This window comes from Stenotrophomonas sp. (assembly GCF_035634915.1).
In the GTDB taxonomy this organism is placed as follows: Bacteria; Pseudomonadota; Gammaproteobacteria; order Xanthomonadales; family Xanthomonadaceae; genus Stenotrophomonas.
Map to the genome: position 1 here is coordinate 256685 of NZ_DASQCB010000010.1, position 17978 is coordinate 274662.

The 17978-nt window shown below is 58.3% G+C and carries 15 protein-coding genes; 8 read left to right on the forward strand and 7 right to left on the reverse strand.

Translation table 11 applies throughout. The annotated features are described in order from the left end of the window. Positions 1-89 precede the first annotated feature (89 nt). From VER16_RS08960 to VER16_RS08970, 3 genes are all read left to right on the forward strand, one after another. Positions 90-1682 (forward strand): sensor domain-containing diguanylate cyclase, encoded by a 1593-nt coding sequence (locus VER16_RS08960; protein WP_324807318.1) that lies wholly within the window; start codon positions 90-92, stop codon positions 1680-1682. A gap of 123 nt (positions 1683-1805) precedes the next feature. Next, entirely contained in the window at positions 1806-3575 is a 1770-nt protein-coding gene (locus VER16_RS08965) for an EAL domain-containing protein (protein ID WP_324807319.1), read from the forward strand. A 114-nt stretch (positions 3576-3689) separates the two neighbouring features. Then, positions 3690-4136, forward strand: coding sequence for a chemotaxis protein CheW (locus tag VER16_RS08970; protein ID WP_324807320.1), 447 nt, complete (start codon positions 3690-3692; stop codon positions 4134-4136). Between the two features lie 120 nt (positions 4137-4256). Here VER16_RS08970 and VER16_RS08975 read toward each other — a convergent pair whose 3' ends face one another. Continuing rightward, on the reverse strand, positions 4257-4781 hold the full coding sequence (locus tag VER16_RS08975) for a TetR/AcrR family transcriptional regulator (RefSeq protein ID WP_324807321.1): 525 nt from the start codon (positions 4779-4781) through the stop codon (positions 4257-4259). Positions 4782-4960: 179 nt separating this feature from the next. Here VER16_RS08975 and VER16_RS08980 point away from each other — a divergent pair, with 179 nt between their 5' ends. The 4 genes from VER16_RS08980 (at position 4961) to VER16_RS08995 (ending at position 7894) form a co-directional block, all read left to right on the forward strand. Beyond that, entirely contained in the window at positions 4961-5548 is a 588-nt protein-coding gene (locus VER16_RS08980; protein WP_324807322.1) for a carboxymuconolactone decarboxylase, read from the forward strand. A gap of 12 nt (positions 5549-5560) precedes the next feature. Further along, complete coding sequence (locus VER16_RS08985; protein ID WP_324807324.1) at positions 5561-6490, forward strand: alpha/beta hydrolase; 930 nt, start codon at positions 5561-5563, stop codon at positions 6488-6490. Positions 6491-7149: 659 nt separating this feature from the next. Continuing rightward, entirely contained in the window at positions 7150-7506 is a 357-nt protein-coding gene (locus VER16_RS08990; RefSeq protein WP_324807325.1) for a hypothetical protein, read from the forward strand. A gap of 46 nt (positions 7507-7552) precedes the next feature. Then, positions 7553-7894 (forward strand): hypothetical protein, encoded by a 342-nt coding sequence (locus VER16_RS08995; RefSeq protein WP_324807326.1) that lies wholly within the window; start codon positions 7553-7555, stop codon positions 7892-7894. 55 nt (positions 7895-7949) lie between these two features. Here VER16_RS08995 and VER16_RS09000 read toward each other — a convergent pair whose 3' ends face one another. From VER16_RS09000 to VER16_RS09005, 3 genes are all read right to left on the reverse strand, one after another. Next, entirely contained in the window at positions 7950-8732 is a 783-nt protein-coding gene (locus tag VER16_RS09000; protein ID WP_324807328.1) for a 3-hydroxybutyrate dehydrogenase, read from the reverse strand. Between the two features lie 387 nt (positions 8733-9119). Then, complete coding sequence (locus VER16_RS19415) at positions 9120-10190, reverse strand: DUF4365 domain-containing protein (protein ID WP_414716036.1); 1071 nt, start codon at positions 10188-10190, stop codon at positions 9120-9122. A 17-nt stretch (positions 10191-10207) separates the two neighbouring features. Continuing rightward, complete coding sequence (locus VER16_RS09005) at positions 10208-10735, reverse strand: hypothetical protein (protein ID WP_324807330.1); 528 nt, start codon at positions 10733-10735, stop codon at positions 10208-10210. Positions 10736-10962: 227 nt separating this feature from the next. On the opposite strand from VER16_RS09005, the gene VER16_RS09010 reads away from it, so the two are divergent. Beyond that, complete coding sequence (locus VER16_RS09010; protein WP_324807331.1) at positions 10963-13689, forward strand: class I SAM-dependent DNA methyltransferase; 2727 nt, start codon at positions 10963-10965, stop codon at positions 13687-13689. A 229-nt stretch (positions 13690-13918) separates the two neighbouring features. Here VER16_RS09010 and VER16_RS19420 read toward each other — a convergent pair whose 3' ends face one another. From VER16_RS19420 to VER16_RS09020, 3 genes are read right to left on the reverse strand one after another with little or no spacing between them, the layout of a single operon-like run. Then, positions 13919-14215 (reverse strand): DCL family protein, encoded by a 297-nt coding sequence (locus tag VER16_RS19420; RefSeq protein ID WP_414716037.1) that lies wholly within the window; start codon positions 14213-14215, stop codon positions 13919-13921. A gap of 33 nt (positions 14216-14248) precedes the next feature. Next, positions 14249-16840, reverse strand: coding sequence for a DEAD/DEAH box helicase (locus VER16_RS09015; protein WP_324807333.1), 2592 nt, complete (start codon positions 16838-16840; stop codon positions 14249-14251). Then, positions 16827-17786: a DUF1837 domain-containing protein gene (locus tag VER16_RS09020; protein WP_324807335.1), complete on the reverse strand. Its 960-nt coding sequence runs from the start codon at positions 17784-17786 to the stop codon at positions 16827-16829. Before VER16_RS09020 ends, VER16_RS09015 begins: the two co-directional genes overlap by 14 nt. Between the last annotated feature and the right edge of the window lie 192 nt (positions 17787-17978).

The window sequence follows — 17978 nt, forward strand, 5'->3', positions numbered from 1 at the left end:
GGGTCCATGGTCCGCGTGAAGGCCGCGCGCACGCGTCGCCCACGCCCCCAGCGGTAACCTCAGCCAACCAGCAGCCAAGGGGGCGCACGGTGAAGGGATCGATCCGGCAGGTGAATCTCCAGTGGCTGATCCTCGCGCTCGCCACGCTCTCCGCGCTGGTCATGCTGGGCAACGCGGTCTGGGCCGGCTACCAGGTGCAGCGTCAGCAGCTGCTCGACAAAAGCCTGGAAGCCAACCGCGTCTACGCACGCTCGCTGGCCCAATCCACCCAGCACTTCGTGCTCAACGCACAGCAGCAGCTGGCCGTCGGTGCCGAACGCCTCAGCCGCAACCTCGCCCAGCCTGCCGCGCATGACGATGAAGTAGAACGGATCAAGCTGCAGACCGACGCCTTCAACAGCGTCATCTCGGTCAATGCCCAGGGCGTGGTGGTGGGCGCCTCGCCCGCCCTGCCGGAACTGCAGGGCAAAGCACTCACCAGCGCGGCCAACCGGCAGGCATTGCAGCAGCGCCTGCCCATGGTCAGCGATCCCTTCATCGCCCACACCGGCAACCTGGTGGTCACCCTGTCGCACCCGATGTTCGATGCGCAGGGCGAATACGCCGGCTACATCACCGCCTCCATCCACCTGCGCGATCCCAACGTGCTGCACAGCCTGCTGGGCACGCATCCCTACGACGATGGCTCCTACCTGTACGTGGTCAGCCGCAACGGCACCGTGCTGTACCACCCCGAACCGGACCGCATCGGCCAGCCCGCCACCCGCAACGCGGCCGTCGATGCACTCAGCGCAGGCCGCGCCGGCGCGGTGCATTCGCGCAACCGCCACGGCGTGCACATGCTGGCCGGCTTCGCGCCTGTGCCCGCGGCCGGTTGGGGCATCGTCGCCCAGCGCCCGGCCGATGCCGCCGTGGCCCCCATCGGCAGCCTGCTGGGCACGGTACTGCGCAACGCCGCACCGCTGGGGCTGCTCACCCTGCTGCTGATCTGGCTGTGCTCGCGCCGCATCGCCTCCCCCCTGCAGGAACTGGCCCAGCACGCACAGGACCGCGATGTCGGCAGCGCCATCACCCAGGTCAAGGCGGTCAATTCCTGGTACTACGAAGCGGCCGAACTGAAGCAGGCCGTGCTGGTCAGCTTCCGCAACCTCAGCGAGCGCATCGGCCTGCTGGATCAGGCCACCCTCACCGATCCCCTCACCCAGCTGCTCAACCGGCGCGGCCTGGAACGCGCGCTCAGTGCGCTTAACGCCTCGGGAATGCCGTTCGGCGTCATCACCCTGGACGTGGACCACTTCAAGGACGTCAACGACCGCCATGGCCACGACACCGGCGACCAGGTACTGGCCACCATCGCCCAGTGCATGCGCGCCAATGCGCGCCCGCAGGATGTACTGTGCCGCCTCGGCGGTGAGGAGTTCCTCGCCCTGCTGCCCGAGGTCGGCGCCGAAACCGCGCTGCAGGTAGCCGAGCGGCTGCGCGGTGCCATCGAGGCGCACACCTTCCCCACCGTCGGCCACGTCACCATCTCGGCCGGGGTCAGCCATTACCCGGAAACCCAGGCCGACGCCGATCTGGTCATCCGCCAGGCCGACAAGGCCCTGTACCGGGCCAAGCACGCCGGCCGCAACCGCGCCGTCCTCTACCGCAGGCGCAGCCACCGGCGAGATCCATCGCCTTGACGTGATCCTTGCCGGATCTGCACAGCCCCACCCATCCCGATCTGCAACCCTGTCATCACCGCCATGCCGCCTGCATGGCACTGCACCGATGTGAAGGCGCACCCGTTCAACCGGAACCCGCACATGGCCCCGACCCGTACCGAAGAACGCATGTCGACGCTGGGCAGCCTGGACGTCCTGGATGACGTGGCCGGGGCCTCGCTGGACCGGCTGACTGATCTGGCCGCGCGCACCTTCCGCGCGCCGGTGGCGTTCGTCTCGCTCATCGAAGTCGACCGCCAGCGCCTGATCGCCCGCAAGGGGCTGGCCGTGGCCGAATCACATATCCGCGATTCCATCTGCGCCCACACCATCGGTTCCACCGCCGGCCTGGTCATCAACGACCTGCGCGTGGACCCGCGCTTTTCCAGCCTGCCGCTGGTGGCCGGGCCGCCGCATCTGCGCTTCTATGCCGGTACCCCGCTCATTGCCGCCAACGGTGTGGCCATCGGCGCGCTGTGCGTGATGGACAGCGTGCCCCGGCAGTTTTCCACCGATGACCGCCGCCAGCTGCAGACGCTGGGCATGGCGGTGATGAACGAACTGGAGCTGCGCACCCTCAGTGGCCGCCGCGATCCGGTGAGCGGCCTGCCCAACCGCCACCAGTTCGCCATCGATTACGCCGCACGCGCAGTGCGCACGCCCGGCCGCCCCTGCTTTGCGATGATGATCGACGTGCTCGATGTGCCGCGCGCGCACGAAGCCGGCCAGGTGCTGGGCATGGTGCCACTGGAAGCGCTGATCCGCCGCGCGGGCGTGCGCATCAACCTGGCGCTGGACGGCGTGGCGCAGGTCTATCACGTGGCCGCCACCCGCTTCGCGTTCGTGGTGGAACTGCCCGACCGCGATGCCATCGAACGCCTGGTCCACCTGCTGCACGAAGACCTGATCCGCCCGATGATGGCCGCCGCCGTGCCCTTGGCACCGCAGTTCCATGCCGGCCTGTGCGAGGCCACGCTGGGCCGCGACAGCGCCGACGACGTGCTGCGCAAGATGCTGATCGCCCTGGGCTCGGCCCTTGCCGGGCAGGTCAGCTGCTGCTGGTATTCGCCCAGCCGCGATGAGCGCCTGCAGCGCAGTTACCGGCTGGCCACCGATGGCCAGCAGGCGCTGCAGCAGGACCAGTTCCACCTGGTCTACCAGCCGCGCTTCCGTGCCGAAGACCTCGTGCCCATCGCCGCCGAAGTGCTGCTGCGCTGGAACCACCCGCAGCTGGGCGCGGTCAGCCCGGCCGAATTCATTCCCGTGTTCGAGCGCACCGCGCTGATGGACGGCGTCACCGCCTGGGTGCTGGAACACGCCTTCAGCCAGCTGGCGCAGTGGCGGCGCGAAGGCCTCAGCCTCACGCTGTCCATCAATCTGTCCGCACGCGATGTCGCCCGCAAGGGCATGGCCGATGCCTTCATCGCCACGTTGCTGGGCAAAGGTCTGAGCTGCACCGATGTGGAAATCGAAATTACCGAAGGCGAATGGCTGCGTGCCGATTCGCTGCCCGGTGAGCAGCTGCAGCAGCTGGCCAACGCGGGCGTGCGCGTGGCCATCGATGATTTCGGCAGCGGCTACAGCAACTTCGGTTACCTCACCGAATTGCCCATCCACACCATCAAGCTCGATAAATCGATGATCGATGAGCTGCCCACCGATACCCGCGCGCAGCTGAAGGTACAGGCCGTCATCAGCCTGGCCCATGGGCTGGGCTACAACACCGTGGGCGAAGGCGCCGAAACCCCGGAACAGGTGGCCCTGCTGCAGGCCTATGGCTGCGATGAGATCCAGGGGTTTGCGCTGTCGCGGCCGATCAGCGCGGTTGAACTGGCCCTGCGCCTGGAAGCGGCCGCAGACGCCCAGGCCTGAGCCCGGATGCCAACTGAACAGGTTTAGCAACCTTCATCTGTTGCGCACACTTATGGTCACTTCAAGACGGCATGATGGCACCGCAATCGCAGCGCCCCTTCCACTGGATTTCCCTTGCAGCCGCATTCCCGTTCGGCCGGTCAACCGGCCTCGTCGTCGCGTACCTTCTTTGAATACCTGGCCGTACGGGCCGGAGACCAATGGTTTGCCGTGGACGTACAGGCTGCCAACGAGATCCGTGGCCCGGAAACCTTCGACCGCCCCATCAGCGAAGGCCGCACCACCCTCACCGTGCGCGAGAATGCGCTGAAGGTGGTGGACCTGCGCCGCCTGAGCGGGCTGAGTGCATTTGCCTATACCTGCCCGGCCATGCTGCTGGTGCAGGCGGCGGCGGACACCCTCGCCCTGGCCGTGGATGAAGTGGGCGAGATTGAAAGCGTCCCGCGCGAACGCGTGCGCGCCGCCAACCCACTGGGGTATGTGTTCTGCAGCCACAGCATTGCGCTGGGAGCCAATGGGGAAATCCCGCTGATCGACCCGATGTTGTTGATTGCCGCGTAACCAGGCATCGCCCGTGTAGAGCCGAGCCAACGCTCGGCTGCTTTACCCACCGCGCGCAAAACCAATGAACCGAACATGGGCTCGGCTCTACAACGCTTCGATCAGCGCTGCGGTTGCGAATTACACCGCATCCAGAACAATCCGCGGCAACCGCGCAATCGCCCGCGAAAACACCGCCGGCGCATCCATCCCGCGTGCCACAACCAGCGCGCCGTGCAGCTCCACCAGCATCTGCTCGGCCAGCAGCTCTGCCTGCTCATCACCCACACCGTGCTGCCGCGCCACACTCGCCAGCGCGGCCTGCAAACGGTGGAACGTCGATGCAATCGCATCGCCACAACCGTTCTGCACACCACGCGGCGGCGACAGCATGTTCAACAAACATGACTGCCGGCCGTGGTCGTACATCGCGTCCATCGCCGTAACGAAACGTGCCAGCTTGTCCGCCACCGGCGTATCGCCGGCCAGCACCGGGAAGATCTCCGCATCCAGCACACGCCCCACCTGGGCCAGCACTTCCTGCGCCATCTCCTCCTTCCCGTTCGGGAAGCGGTGGTAAAGGCTGGATTTCTTCAGGCCGGTCGCTTCGGCAATCACCGCCAGCGACGCGCCTTCATAGCCGACGTCCTTGAACGTCAGCGCCAAGCGGTCCAGCAGGGCCGCGTCATCAATTTTTCTGACCTGGGGCATGGGTCACCTCCTGCCTGAACGATATCCGACCGTTCGGTCCAATTCAAGCTTGACGTGGACCAATCGTTCGGATTCAATTCAGCCCGTACCGACCGTTCGGTCCATTTCATTCCAGCCATCCCAAGGAACCTCCCATGTCCCGTATCGCCCTCGTCACCCCCGAAACCGCCACCCCGGCCCAGCAGCCGCTGTTGGAGCAGACCAAGGCCAAGTTCGGCAAGCTGCCCATCATCATGACCGCGCTGGCCAACTCCCCGGCCACCATGAACAGCTATCTGGCCCTGTTCCAGAACCTCACCGATGGCCGCTTCAGCAAGCAGCTGGCCCGCAAGATCGGCCTGGCCATCGGCGAAGAGAACGGCTGCGAATACTGCATCTCCCTGCTGGCGGCCATCGCCAAACTGCAGAAGCTCACCGAGGAAGACATCGAGCTGGCCCGCCACGGCAAGTCCACCGACCCGAAGGAACAGGCCCTGCTCGACTTCGTGCTGCTGCTGGTGCGCCACAAGGGCGATGTGACCGACGAAGAACTGCAGGCCGTGCGCGCCGCCGGTTGGGGCGATGAGGACATCGTCGAAGTGTTCGGCCACCTGGCGCTGAACTTCATCACCAACTACCTGTGGAAGGTCGGCCGCAACGACGTCGACTTCCCCATTCTGCGCCTGTTCGACCAGGGCAAGATCTCGCGCGGCAGCAGCCACCCCTTCCAGCAGATCGCCTGAGGAGCCCACACCATGAACACCCCTGCCCGTCTGGCAGCCGGCCTTGCCGGTGCCCTCGCCGTTGCATCCGCCCACGCCGCCGCGCCGGCCGTCACCTTCCACTACGCCCAGGTGGACGACGTGCGCGTGTTCTACCGCGAAGCCGGCGACCCCAAGGCGCCCACCGTGCTGTTGCTGCACGGCCTGCCCTCCTCGTCCTTCATGTACCGCGAACTGATTCCGATGCTGGCCGACCGCTACCACGTGATCGCCCCGGACCTGCCCGGCTTCGGCTTCACCGAAGCACCGCCGCGCGACAAGTACGCCTACACCTTCGCCAACCTGGCCAACACCATCGACCGCTTCACCGAAGTGGTCGGCATCGAACGCTACGCCATCCAGGTGTTCGACTACGGCGCACCGGTCGGCTGGCGCCTGGCCATCCAGCACCCGGAACGCATCACCGCCATCGTTTCGCAGAACGGCAACGCCTATGAAGAAGGCCTGGGCGAACTGTGGGCGCCGATCAAGCGCTACTGGAACGCGCCGACCGCGGCCAACCGCGATGCACTGCGCAGCATGTTCACCCCGGAAGGCATCCAGTGGCAGTACACGCACGGCGCACCCGATGCGCTGCGCATCGCGCCGGAAACCTACACGCTGGACGACGAGCGCCTGGCGCGCCCGGGCAATCTGGATATCCAGCTGGACCTGATGCTGGATTACCGCACCAACGTGGCGATGTACCCGCAGCTGCATGCGTACTTCCGCGACCGCACGCCGCCGCTGCTGGCGGTGTGGGGGCGCAACGATGCGATCTTCATTCCGGCCGGCGCGGAGGCGTTCAAGCGCGATCTGCCGAAGGCGGAGGTGCATTTCTATGACACGGGGCATTTCGCGCTCGAAAGCCATGTGCAGGAGATCGGGCCGGTGATCCGCGCGTTCCTGGATGCGAATCTGTAATCCGGTCGCATGCTGCACGTGCTCTTGTAGAGCCGAGGCCACGCTCGGCTAGCGGTTGCCCCTCCGGTGACGCCACCCCATGCCCACCGGACGCAGCGGCCGCATGACGCATCCGGCACGCGAAATCTGCCGGATGCGCCACCTCGCTTCGCGTATTGCACCTCTTGCGACCCTGTACGGAACGCTTCATACAACTACTGGTAAGCGAGAAGCGTCACAAGCGCTGCAGGCTAGAGCGCCACTTACGTCACTGTTCGCCGCATTCACCACCACAATGGCGCAATCGCGTCCTTGCTTGTCGCATGTGCCACTGAAGCGACGTGCGACACTCTTCAGTCCGCACTCGATTCAACTAAGCTTTTTCGTACTTTTCTCATTGAAGCGAGTGTCGATGCGTAAACAACATGGCGTGCCACTGACAACGAGTGGCCGGGTCTGCAAACCCGTATGAGACGACAACGTTGTTTGCGCTTGCCCGTCGGCATCGTCCTTAACCGGTGCCGGAGGGCAATCCGTCGGCCGTTTATGGCGGGCGGTGCGTGGGGGTCTTCGGGCCCACCGGAATATCATGTCGTTTCATCCCGGTTTGCAGCCACGCACCGTCCGCCACCCGCTTCCGCGCGGTGGCGCTGTTAAGTACAGCCACGGAAGCCGACGCCATGACCACTCGCAAAACCCCGCCATACCTTGTTGTTGACTCCGACAACGACGACGCCAATCCCGCCGACGACCTCAGCACCTTCCAGGGCTGCCTCACCCGCATCCGTGATGGCGAGGGCTCCGATGGCATGTTGTGGCCGGAGGAAAACCTGTCCGACGGCCGACGTCAGTCCCTGGCACGCATCGACCGTGCGGCCGTGGGCATCCTCACGTCGATAGAGATGCTGCACGCGGCCAACCGCTGCCAGACCATGGCCACACCGCGCCGGCACCTGGATGAGGGGGTGGTTGAGGGCTTGTTCTTTGCGTGCCGCGAGCTGGCGGAGCTGGTGTGCCGGGAAATCAGGCCGGTCTGACAGACCACGCCCGCCACGCTCTCGACGCACTGAATGGATGTCCGCCATGTCCCTGCCCCCTCCCCCGATCCCTTCCAAACTGCGTGACGCGCTCAAGGATTATCCTGAGCACATCGAGGAGCTGCAGAAGACGCTCGATTCTGTGAAGGGTAGGCGGATAAGATCATTCCCTGCCTTTCACTATGCGGCGTGGAAGCTGGAAGACTGTCTGGCCGACTTTATTGCTGAAGCACGCGCCCAGGTCGCAACGGCCGGAGCATCCGGCGATCCGCGCGCGATAGAACGTGCGAAGGAGAAGGAAAAGCTGATGATATACGCACGATCCATCTGCACAGGTCTGGCCAACCTCAGCGAACTGCGCGCGTACTTTGCTGCAAACAAGGGCTGAAACTGATGGCTGCCAAAACACCCTGGGCTGATCTCGCCATTCCGGCACGCCTCAATTAGCGTGCCGTCCAACCACCATCCATCGGAAGCGCCGTGCCCGTCATCTGGGCGGCGGCGTCCGACGCCAGAAACACCACCATGTCGCCGAGTTGTTCCGGCGTCACGAACTGCAGCGAGGGCTGTTTCTCGGCCAGCAACTCACGTGCGGCAGATTCCTGGTCGGTTCTCTCCCGCTCCGCCAACGCGGTGATCTGCTGTTCCACCAGCGCCGTGCGCACCCAGCCCGGGCAGATGGCGTTGGCGGTGATGCCCGTGCCCGCGTTCTCCAGCGCGGTCACTTTGGTAAACCCGACCACGCCATGCTTGGCCGCCACATAGGCCGACTTGTTCACCGAGCCCACCAACCCGTGCACCGACGCAATGTTGATGATGCGGCCCCAACCTTGCTGCTTCATGTGGGGCAAGGCCGCTGCCGTTGCATGGAAGACCGCAGATAGATTCAGCGCCAGGATCGCATCCCACTTCTCGACGGGGAACTTCTCGATGGACGCCGTGTGCTGGATGCCCGCGTTGTTCACCAGGATGTCGATGCGGCCCATTGTGGCCACGGTGCGGGCGATCATTTCCCGCACGGCCTCGCCGCGTGAGAGGTCGGCGCCGTCGTGTGCCACCCGTATGCCGAACTCGGTCTCCAGGCTGTTACGGATACGTTCGATGTCCGCTGCATCGCCAAAGCCGTTCAGCACGATATCGGCGCCCTGCCGCGCCAGCGCGGTGGCGATGCCAAGACCGATCCCGCTGGTGGAGCCGGTGACTACCGCGACTTTTCCGGTGAACATCGGGGAGCTCCACTAGGGCTGAAGCCCCAGTGTAGATCCACGCTGGGCCTGGATGCGCTTTCTCAGCAGGAGCCAATGCTGCCCGTATCTTCGGCATAAGGACGGACCGACGAACGATTGCAGGTCCAGCCGCCAGCCAAACCGCCCAGCCAAACCGCCCAGCCTACCCGCAAAAGACTGACCGAGCTGGCTTGGCGAAACACTTGCCCAGACCGGTGAGGCGACGTCTAGGCACAGGCAAGACATTCCTTTCAAGTTGCCTCCACTGCTATGATTCACCGCAGAGGGGACCCAAGTACAGGCGGTTTCAGGTACGTAGGCTCGCAGATGCGCGTCCTACTCATGTTGCTACGGCAATAGTCCTAGGTCTGTCTCGAACGGGCCCCTCTATCCACATGTCTCACTTCTGCCTCGAGCCACCTCGTAAATCGAATAGAGAGTCAAGTCATCGCGGATGATGCTCCCAGCGCGAGACGACACCACATTTCTCTCTAATACGACACGAACCATCGCGTCCTGGCGTTCAAAGAATGACACTCTTGCTGTGGCTGCTTCATACCAGCGCTCACGCTTAGTCCCGTTTGGCAAGTGCCGCTCCTCTGTTGAGGTGATTCGGCATTTACCTATGGAGTTAAGGTCTTGGAGAATTCTGGATGCACTCGGAAGCAACAGTAGAGATTGGAGCATCCGGGCTTTGCCACGCCCAATTCGCGTCATATGACGCCAGCCTCTATTTGTAACCTTTACGCCACCAAAAGCGTTAGAGTTCACGGCAGATTCTGCCATCCAATCCTTGTAGAAGGCACGACATACAAGATGCATGTTCTGTCCGGCCGAGAATTTCCGACCCGGAATATTACTGGACCATCCGAGATTCACAGGGGACTGGACTCGTGGAGCGCGTCGAAACTCAGCCCATGACCAGCAAAGATTAAATAGCGAAGCCTTTCCCTTCCGCCCTTCAAGCGCATCACTCAAACGGAATTTCACAAAACCCGGTCTAGCAAGAACAGCAGGGTCACGCAAATTTGCCCAGTATGCACTTGGGTTTCCGCCGACCGCCTTCGGGGGTATCACGTTGATCATGATCACGGGCCCAGGAAATGACAACCACCGACCATGATGGGAATTTATATACTTCCGCTTCAGATCAATTGAGTAATCAGTTGACGGAGAAGACTTCACATAGCCCGTCTTAACCTGTGCAAAAATCACGTCGCCGGTTGGGCCTGCATAAGCACTTCCGCGGCGTCGTTTGAGAAGAATCAGCAGATCCAAACTATCGTCATTATGGGCCGAAACAACCTCGATCCCACACCCCCACTGACCCTCGACTATCCACCTGAGCCAGCTTATTCCGAGCTGCCCAATGCGATTAGTATCCACCACGCTCCGCCCCACACAGCCCCCGTAAATCTGCAAGAAAAATCTACCTCTAATCCGGGAGGATAAACCCATCCCGGATCATCAAGAGATTAAATTGTCGACAGCAGTTGACCAAGGCCTGCCGCTGAGGGTGCATCGAAGGTCATCCAAAACTTCCCCTCTACCTTCTGAACTGGATTACTCTCATTCGTGCCACGCTGCAACTCAGAGACCGGAACTTCAACCATCTCTCCAGCATCAAAATCATGACGGCCAATTGGCGGATTTGTTCGAATACCGATATGAACCTCGGGACCGGCCATTCTGATGTGTGTTCCATGCGGGATTTCAAGATCAATATTGACCCAGCAGTTCATATTTCTCAGTGTTATGCCAGACCTTGTGGAGGCCTCTACGCGCAATGCGGGCCCGTAATAGGACTTTTCTATGCCAGGCAAAGCCATTCGACCTTGTGCCGCTGCATGCGGATTAGCATTTGAGATGCGCCAAGCATTTGGCGGAACATTAGGGACCAAAGCAAGTACTTCGACCCCAAGCTGCCTGGCGTTCCCCACTGGAAGATAGATGTCAACTCGATCCTTGGTTTGTGGGTTCGCTTTTACTTTGAACAATTCCACTCTTGTTGCCACACAAATTTCGCCATTTATGACGCTAGCACCCAAGGATGGCGAGTGATCTAGGTCGCTCGAGTGACAGTAGAAGATTGGAGCTTCCGAGTCCCTATGAGAGAAGAATTGGATCTTATTTATGTCGACTGGCACATTGACCTCCTGTCCGCAAATGGTAAATTACCCAATCCGCCCGAACAGCTGCGGGCGAACACAACAATAGCGCAGGATATCGCATGCTGACAAGGAACGAGATTCGCACACGCCTGACCGCATTCGCCAAGGAATGGGCGGGGGCAGCTAGAGAGCATGCCGATGCAAAATTGTTTTGGGCTAGGCTGTACGAGTGCTTTGGAATCAGGCCTGAATCAGCCACAATCTACGAAAAGGCTGTATCACGGATCGGAGGCGGCAGAGGCTTCATTGACAGCTTCATCCCTGGCAAGCTTATTGTCGAGCACAAGAGCCGCGGTGGCGACTTGGACAGCGCATTCGTACAGGCCAGCGACTATTTCATGGCGCTAAGCGAGAAGGAGCGCCCCAAATATATAGTTACATCTGACTTCTCCCGCTTTCGCTTATACGACCTGAAATCGGGAAAGGTCCACGAATGCACTCTCTCCCAATTACCCAGGCGAGCTGATTGGTTCTATTTTCTCGTATCCGATGAGCAGCAGGAAATCACGGAAGAGTCTAAAATTGATCGGCAGGCTGCCTACCGAGTTTCAAAACTCCACCAGTTCCTCCTTGAATCTCGATTTAAAGGCCACGATCTCGAAGTCTTCATGACTCGCCTGCTATTTTGTTTTTTTGCAGACGACACTGGAATTTTTGGAAGAAATGGCCAATTTCTTAGATTCATCCGAGGCAGTAGTGAAGACGGTCGAGACTCTGGATCAAAGCTGTCCGAGCTCTTCCAAGTTCTAGATACGCCTCATGTTGATCGATTGAGCAACATTGGAGATGAACTGGCCGCGTTTGAGTACATTAACGGAAGTCTATTCTCTGAGAAATCATCGATACCTTCATTCGATGGCGAACTTCGCGCCCTTCTTTTGAGCTGCGCGGAGCTTGACTGGAGTGCGATCTCACCAGCAATTTTTGGAGCCATGTTCCAAGGAATACTGGATCAGCACGATCCGTTTGTAGCAAGACGCCAAGCAACGAGGAGAGAGCTCGGCGCGCACTACACAAGCGAACGCAACATCCTCAAGGTCATAAATCCACTGATCATGGAGGATCTCTGGGACGAGCTGAGGTCCCCTCGTGCCACCAAAGCAACATACCGCGCGCTCTACGAAAAATTGCCAACGATCAATTTACTGGATCCCGCCTGCGGATGTGGCAACTTCCTCGTGATCGCATACAGACAGCTGAGGCGGCTGGAGATGGAGCTAATCTCTCTCTTGTGGGGCGATCAGCGAGGAGTGCTAGATGTCTCCACCCTATGCCGCGTAAACGTTAGTCAGTTTTTTGGAATTGAGCTCGACGAGGCCGCCGCTCACATCGCCCGCGTTGCGCTATGGATCACAGATCATCAGATGAATTTGGAAGCAGCGGAGCGATTCGGGACTACGCGCCCCAGCGTCCCTCTTATCGCGAGCCCCACAATTTTCATAGGCAATGCACTAACTACCGACTGGGCAAGCATAATTGATCCAGTGAAATGCTCTTACGTACTTGGCAATCCTCCATTCGTTGGCGCGAAGTACCTCACTGACAAGCAACGCGAAGACGTGAAGGATATTTACTCTGAGCTTCCGAATGGAGGGCTGCTGGACTACGTCGCCGCGTGGTACCTCAAGGCTATGCACTTCATGGAACAGAATCGTCGCGTTCGGACCGCGTTCGTGTCCACTAACAGCATTTGCCAGGGAGAACAGGCTGGGGTGCTATGGCCTTACCTGCTAGAAAAAGGGGTTCAGATTGAATTTGCCCATCAGTCTTTTCGCTGGAGCAACGAAGGCAAAGGAATCGCGGCAGTTCATTGCATCATTGCTGGATTTTCCCTCGACACTCCGCGCAAGCGCGTTATCTACCTTTATCCATCTGGAATATCAGGAGAGGCAACAATATCCCTTGCCAAGAATATAAACGGGTATCTGGTGGATGCGCCAAATACCGTAATCAAGCGACGAAATACAACTATCTCGGGGCTTCCCGAAATGTCGATTGGAAACAAACCAATCGACGGAGGAAATTATCTCTTCACTACCGAAGAGAAACACCAGTTCTTGTCAGCCGAGCCAGCCGCTGCAGAGTACTTCAAGCGATGGCTTGGTGCAGATGAGTTTCTGAATGGCTATGAGAGATGGTGCTTGCTGGTGAACGACATAGAGCCGTCCGAGCTAAGGAGTCTGCCACACGTTCTCGAGCGCGTGACCGCCGTTAGGAAGTTCCGCTTGGAGAGCAGGAGCGCCGCAACGCGAAAGCTGGCCGATACTCCGCGGAAGTTTCATGTCGAATTCAAGCCAAAGGGCTCGTACCTTGCGATACCGGAAGTATCCTCAGAAAAACGGGAATATATTCCCATTGGGTATCTTGATGAAAACACCTTGGCGAGCAACCTACTTCGGGTATTACCTGAAGCCGGGCTGTTCGAGTTCGGGATACTATCAAGCTCGATGCACAACGCATGGATGCGAACAGTTGCTGGAAGAATGAAGAGCGACTACCGCTATTCGATTAACATTGTTTACAACAACTTCCCGCTCCCCCTCTCTGCCCCGATTGAGACCAGGAGTGAGATCGAGGACGCCGCGCAGCGCGTTCTGGATGCGCGCCAAGTGCACTCTGGGTCAACACTTGCAGACCTTTACAACCGAGAAGCGATGCCAGATGACGTCAGGAATGCTCACAATGCACTTAACCGAAGTGTCGATGCTTACTATCGATATCGCGGGGACAAGTCCGATTCTGCGCGAGTCTCGTTCTTGTTCAACCTTTACTCAACCCTCAGTTGAATATCGCCCCGATCAAATTCTCCAGTCAACGCGGTCTACCCAAAACTAACATCAATCCCTTGATTGAAGCAGCGAGAGCGCCGTCGGCGCCCTCGCCACCTCAATTCATTCCAACGCAGTTACCGTCGCCGACCTCCTCGAGAAGTCGCAAATCCCCCAGGCCATATTTTCTACAGAATCTCCACCGACAGCACAGCAAGGTAACTTAATATCAAAAGCTCCAATTCATTTACCTGCCATGAATTGAGCCGGTAATGGAAAACTTCTCAGAGGTGCCGTCAATTCTATTTACCCAGAAGCACCTTGTCCCGAAGTCAGCACTACGCACGGAAAAGTAGCTTACGCCAGATCCAATTTTTTCGGACGCACCAGGATGATTTTCTAGCGCAGACATCAGAACCACAGCATCGCCATCCGCGACACGATCACCAAGACTGTACTTATAGAGCATCTCTTTCAAATACTTTACTGCATCCCCTCTCTTCGGAAAGTGCATATGACCGAGACTAATTGGCTTTGCAGGCATCAGAATACTCCAGATACGTAAATTAACGCACAATTACCCGCCAGACAGCGCCAGGCATTCCCTTACCTCACGAATGATCAGCCCCGGAATGTCCATTGATTGCAGCTGATTATTTCGGTTAACAATCCAAGCCACGCACTCTTCGCGGGTGAGATCATCGCGGGCGATTCTTTCATACAAAGCAACCGCAGACATCCTCGAAAGCCCCAGCTCCATTAAGGATAGGAGAGTAGCCGAGGAAACTCCGAATTCAAGCTGCGTGCCTATATCAAGACCATCCTCGATTAGATCGTTACGATCAATCTCGCGAAGGTGCAAGTGAAGCACGTCCATGTACGCAGACAAGTACTTGGGTGCTTTGAACCTTGCTATCTGTTCGACCAATTCCATGGTATCCCGGATCAGCACAGGAAGTTTGTAGGGCCTTCTTGCCCTCTGATGCCAATCAACGCTGTCGCGAATGATCCGGGATAGCGAGTAGCCCCTTAACCACTTCACGACAATTAGCGCGAACAAGCGAATTCTCGCATCAGGCGAGAATGCAAGAAACACGTGCGAATTGACCCTCTCCATAATTGTTATGAACCGATCGTAACTGTCGTCACTCGCAACTTCTGCCGGCAGAAGATTTTCCACCTCTCCAGGATAAGAACGAAACATCTCGAGAAGCCTCTGGAGCCCAATAGCGCTTACTCCAGGGTGACGCGACGCCAAGTCCACGCTGATCTCAATTCCATCTGAGAGCGTGCCCAAGGCACTGTCGAGCTTGGCTATCAATGCGGGATCATGGCGCTTCGCAAGACCGGTCTCCGAGATGGAGCCGAAGCGCATGAATGTGGTTAGCAGATACGCTCCCACCTGCTCAAATTTATCGCTACCCTCAATTTTGGATTGACCCGCCTCGCCCCTGCTTAAGAGATACTTTGTAACGCAATCCCCTTGTTCGACGACCGCGTCACTCTCACGCTTGATTGGATACCGCGCCCGACCCGGCACACCTCCTGGCCAAGCGGTCTCATTCGCCGGGTCGATGCAAATGATGTTCCCTTGAAACTCATCGCCCCATCGCCCGGCACGACCAGCCAGATTCCAGAAGTCGTGCGGCTCCATCGGATGCCCTTTACCTTTACGAGGCCCCCGCACAACAATTGTGCGACATGATAAGTTCACCCCCTCAATCAAGGTCGACGTGCAGACTAGGAAACGTATCTTTCCCAAACGGAAAAGTCGCTCAATCTCTAACCGAAGCAGGGAAGGCATATTTCCATAATGAAACGCAACACCCAGCTCGACAAGCGGAGCAAGCAGAAAATCATTATGCACACCCTTTCGAGCTAGTTCAGCAAGCTGCAATAGATCAGGATCGACGACGTCGAGCTTAGGTAATAGTTGACTAATTAAATCAGCCACCTCTTCTGCCTCGCCGGCTCCGTTCGAATAGACCAACGTCCCCCCCCTCTCCCCGACAGCAGCAGCGATGAATGCCAGCCGTTTCTTTATCCCAACAGGCGTACTCGCTAGTTGCAGCACTCCAATTGGCAACTCTCCCCCCTGTTGCCTCAGCTTTAGCTCCCAAAGCTTAGGGCGCCGCGGAACTTGGCTAGCGACGACTAAGTTCTGAAGCACTGTTGAGGAATCGCTGTCAACTGCAACTGTCTGCACGCCACTCGGTGCGTCGGCTAGCAAAGCCTCAGGGTTCTGAGTGGCCGGACTAATGAAAACAACCTTCATCTGAGGGTTAGCGCGCGTAACACGCTCTACGGCATCCTGCAAAATGACACCGCGTTGATTGTCGCCAATTTTGTGCGCCTCATCAACGATGAGTAAGTCAACTACCAATTTGTCACCGAGAACGTTAGCAAGAAGATGCAGTCGCTCTTGAGTAAATACAAGAATTACCGGAGCACCACCCGCTCGCGCAGCCTTGTACTTTTCAGGAAGTGGCAGCGATGAGACTTCAATTAGAGTGCTTTCACCGAGCGAATCTCTGAGATTCTTCTCTATTTCAGATACTAATGCTCGAGTAGGCGCGAGGTATACCGCAACGCATTTCCCACCACCCACTACCTGGTCAACTAGCCACTGAAGGACTAAGAATGTTTTTCCAGATGCAGTGGGGGCAGATGCAGAAAGCCAACCTTCGTTACTGGCATTTGCCCAGAATTTTTTCTGGAAATCATTTACCTGCAGCCAAGCTCCACTTACCTGCACCAAAATCGACCGATCCATCTCTCTACGCTGGGCCTCCAAGCGCAGCGCTGTACCGAGTCTCGCGTCAAGATCGGACGATACGAGTCTACGAACGCATGCCAATGAAATTGCGCGAAAGTTCGACAACTTGCTCAAGAGTACTGCACCAGCATCTTTCACCGCTTGGCCATTCTCCAACAACACTGCGCCCGTTGCGATGCGTAGAGCCGCATCTTGATCAATTCTCTCATTGGAGCGCGCCAGAATGCTGCCAGCCAGGAGCAATCTTGACCAGTCAATTGATTCGGCGGAAGCCGAAGATATCTCTGCCGTTAGATTGTCCAGCTCATTCCGAACTGTGAGGCGAGTTAACTTATTGAGGTCATCTCGAATTCCATCCTTAAGAAGCCAAGACTGCAATTCAGCAAGACTCATTTTCTACGATCCCCATTGCCTTTAAGAACGCCGAACGAAACCCATCAGCTGATGGCAGAGGTAGGCAAAGCAGTTCAATTTCGATCTGATCAAGTTTCTCCACAGTGAGCCGGTTGCCGATGTGATCAGCCCACCCAACGAGCGCATTTCGAGAGGCCTCAATAATGTCCTCTGCAACCCCTTTTGCATTGTCGGCGGGGTAGAAGGGGGCATCGAACCCCACAAGGGCCACCCCGCAATACTGCACGCGCTTCGACATGATCGAAGTCTTATCGAAGTACTTTTTTATCGCTTCAGTTAGATGGTGATCGCTGAGATCAGCCTTGTCGCTCAGCAGGAGAAGATCGCGCTCTCTTTCGGCATCCTCGTGGTCTGGCTCAATCAAAAATGGGGACAAGGAACGAAGGCACTCACGAACGGCTGCACTAGCGTCACCGTAAACCTTTGATTCCCCCCAATAGAGCTTTAATAGACCATCGTCCGTCACTCCAGCATAAACTCCATCAGCACCGTGGTAGTGCATTCGGGTATCGGTCTTCAGATCCATCTTGCAAAGAATCTGAGGCAGCTTGAGGAAGCGCTCCGCTAGAAGAAATAGAAGCATCTCTCCACCTTCGCCGCTATTTGCCAAGTCGGTAAACGAACGTTTAGCTCGCTCTACCAACTCAGTCACTGCTTCCGAGCTATTGAATTTCTGATCCCGCGCCTTAGCGTCCAAAAGTTGCGAGCGTGGAATCGCATAGTCCGCTACCGCGTTCCGCATAAATTCTGCCAAACGGCGTGGTTGAACGCGCCCATTTCCATCTAACGTCAGGCAGTGACAGTGGATCTTTACGAGATGCCCATCAATAGCAACATCTCTCGACACAAGAGCAAGGTGAACATCAAGCGCTTCAGGATTCCCTGTAAGCGCGGCCTCCAAATCTGCTGCAGTAATATTCGACACGCCCCCTCCTTTCCATATCGAGTTCCTAGCCGATCCTTCGAAGCCTGAGGAAGAAATGTAACTGCCCCAGCTCAAGTCGTCCATCACGGCAGTAGCGAACGCAGGGACACCGGGGAGCGTCAATACATTGACGAATGTGTACTTTCGGCTAGGTGGCTAGACCACGGTCCGTCCGACCGATATGTTTAGCGC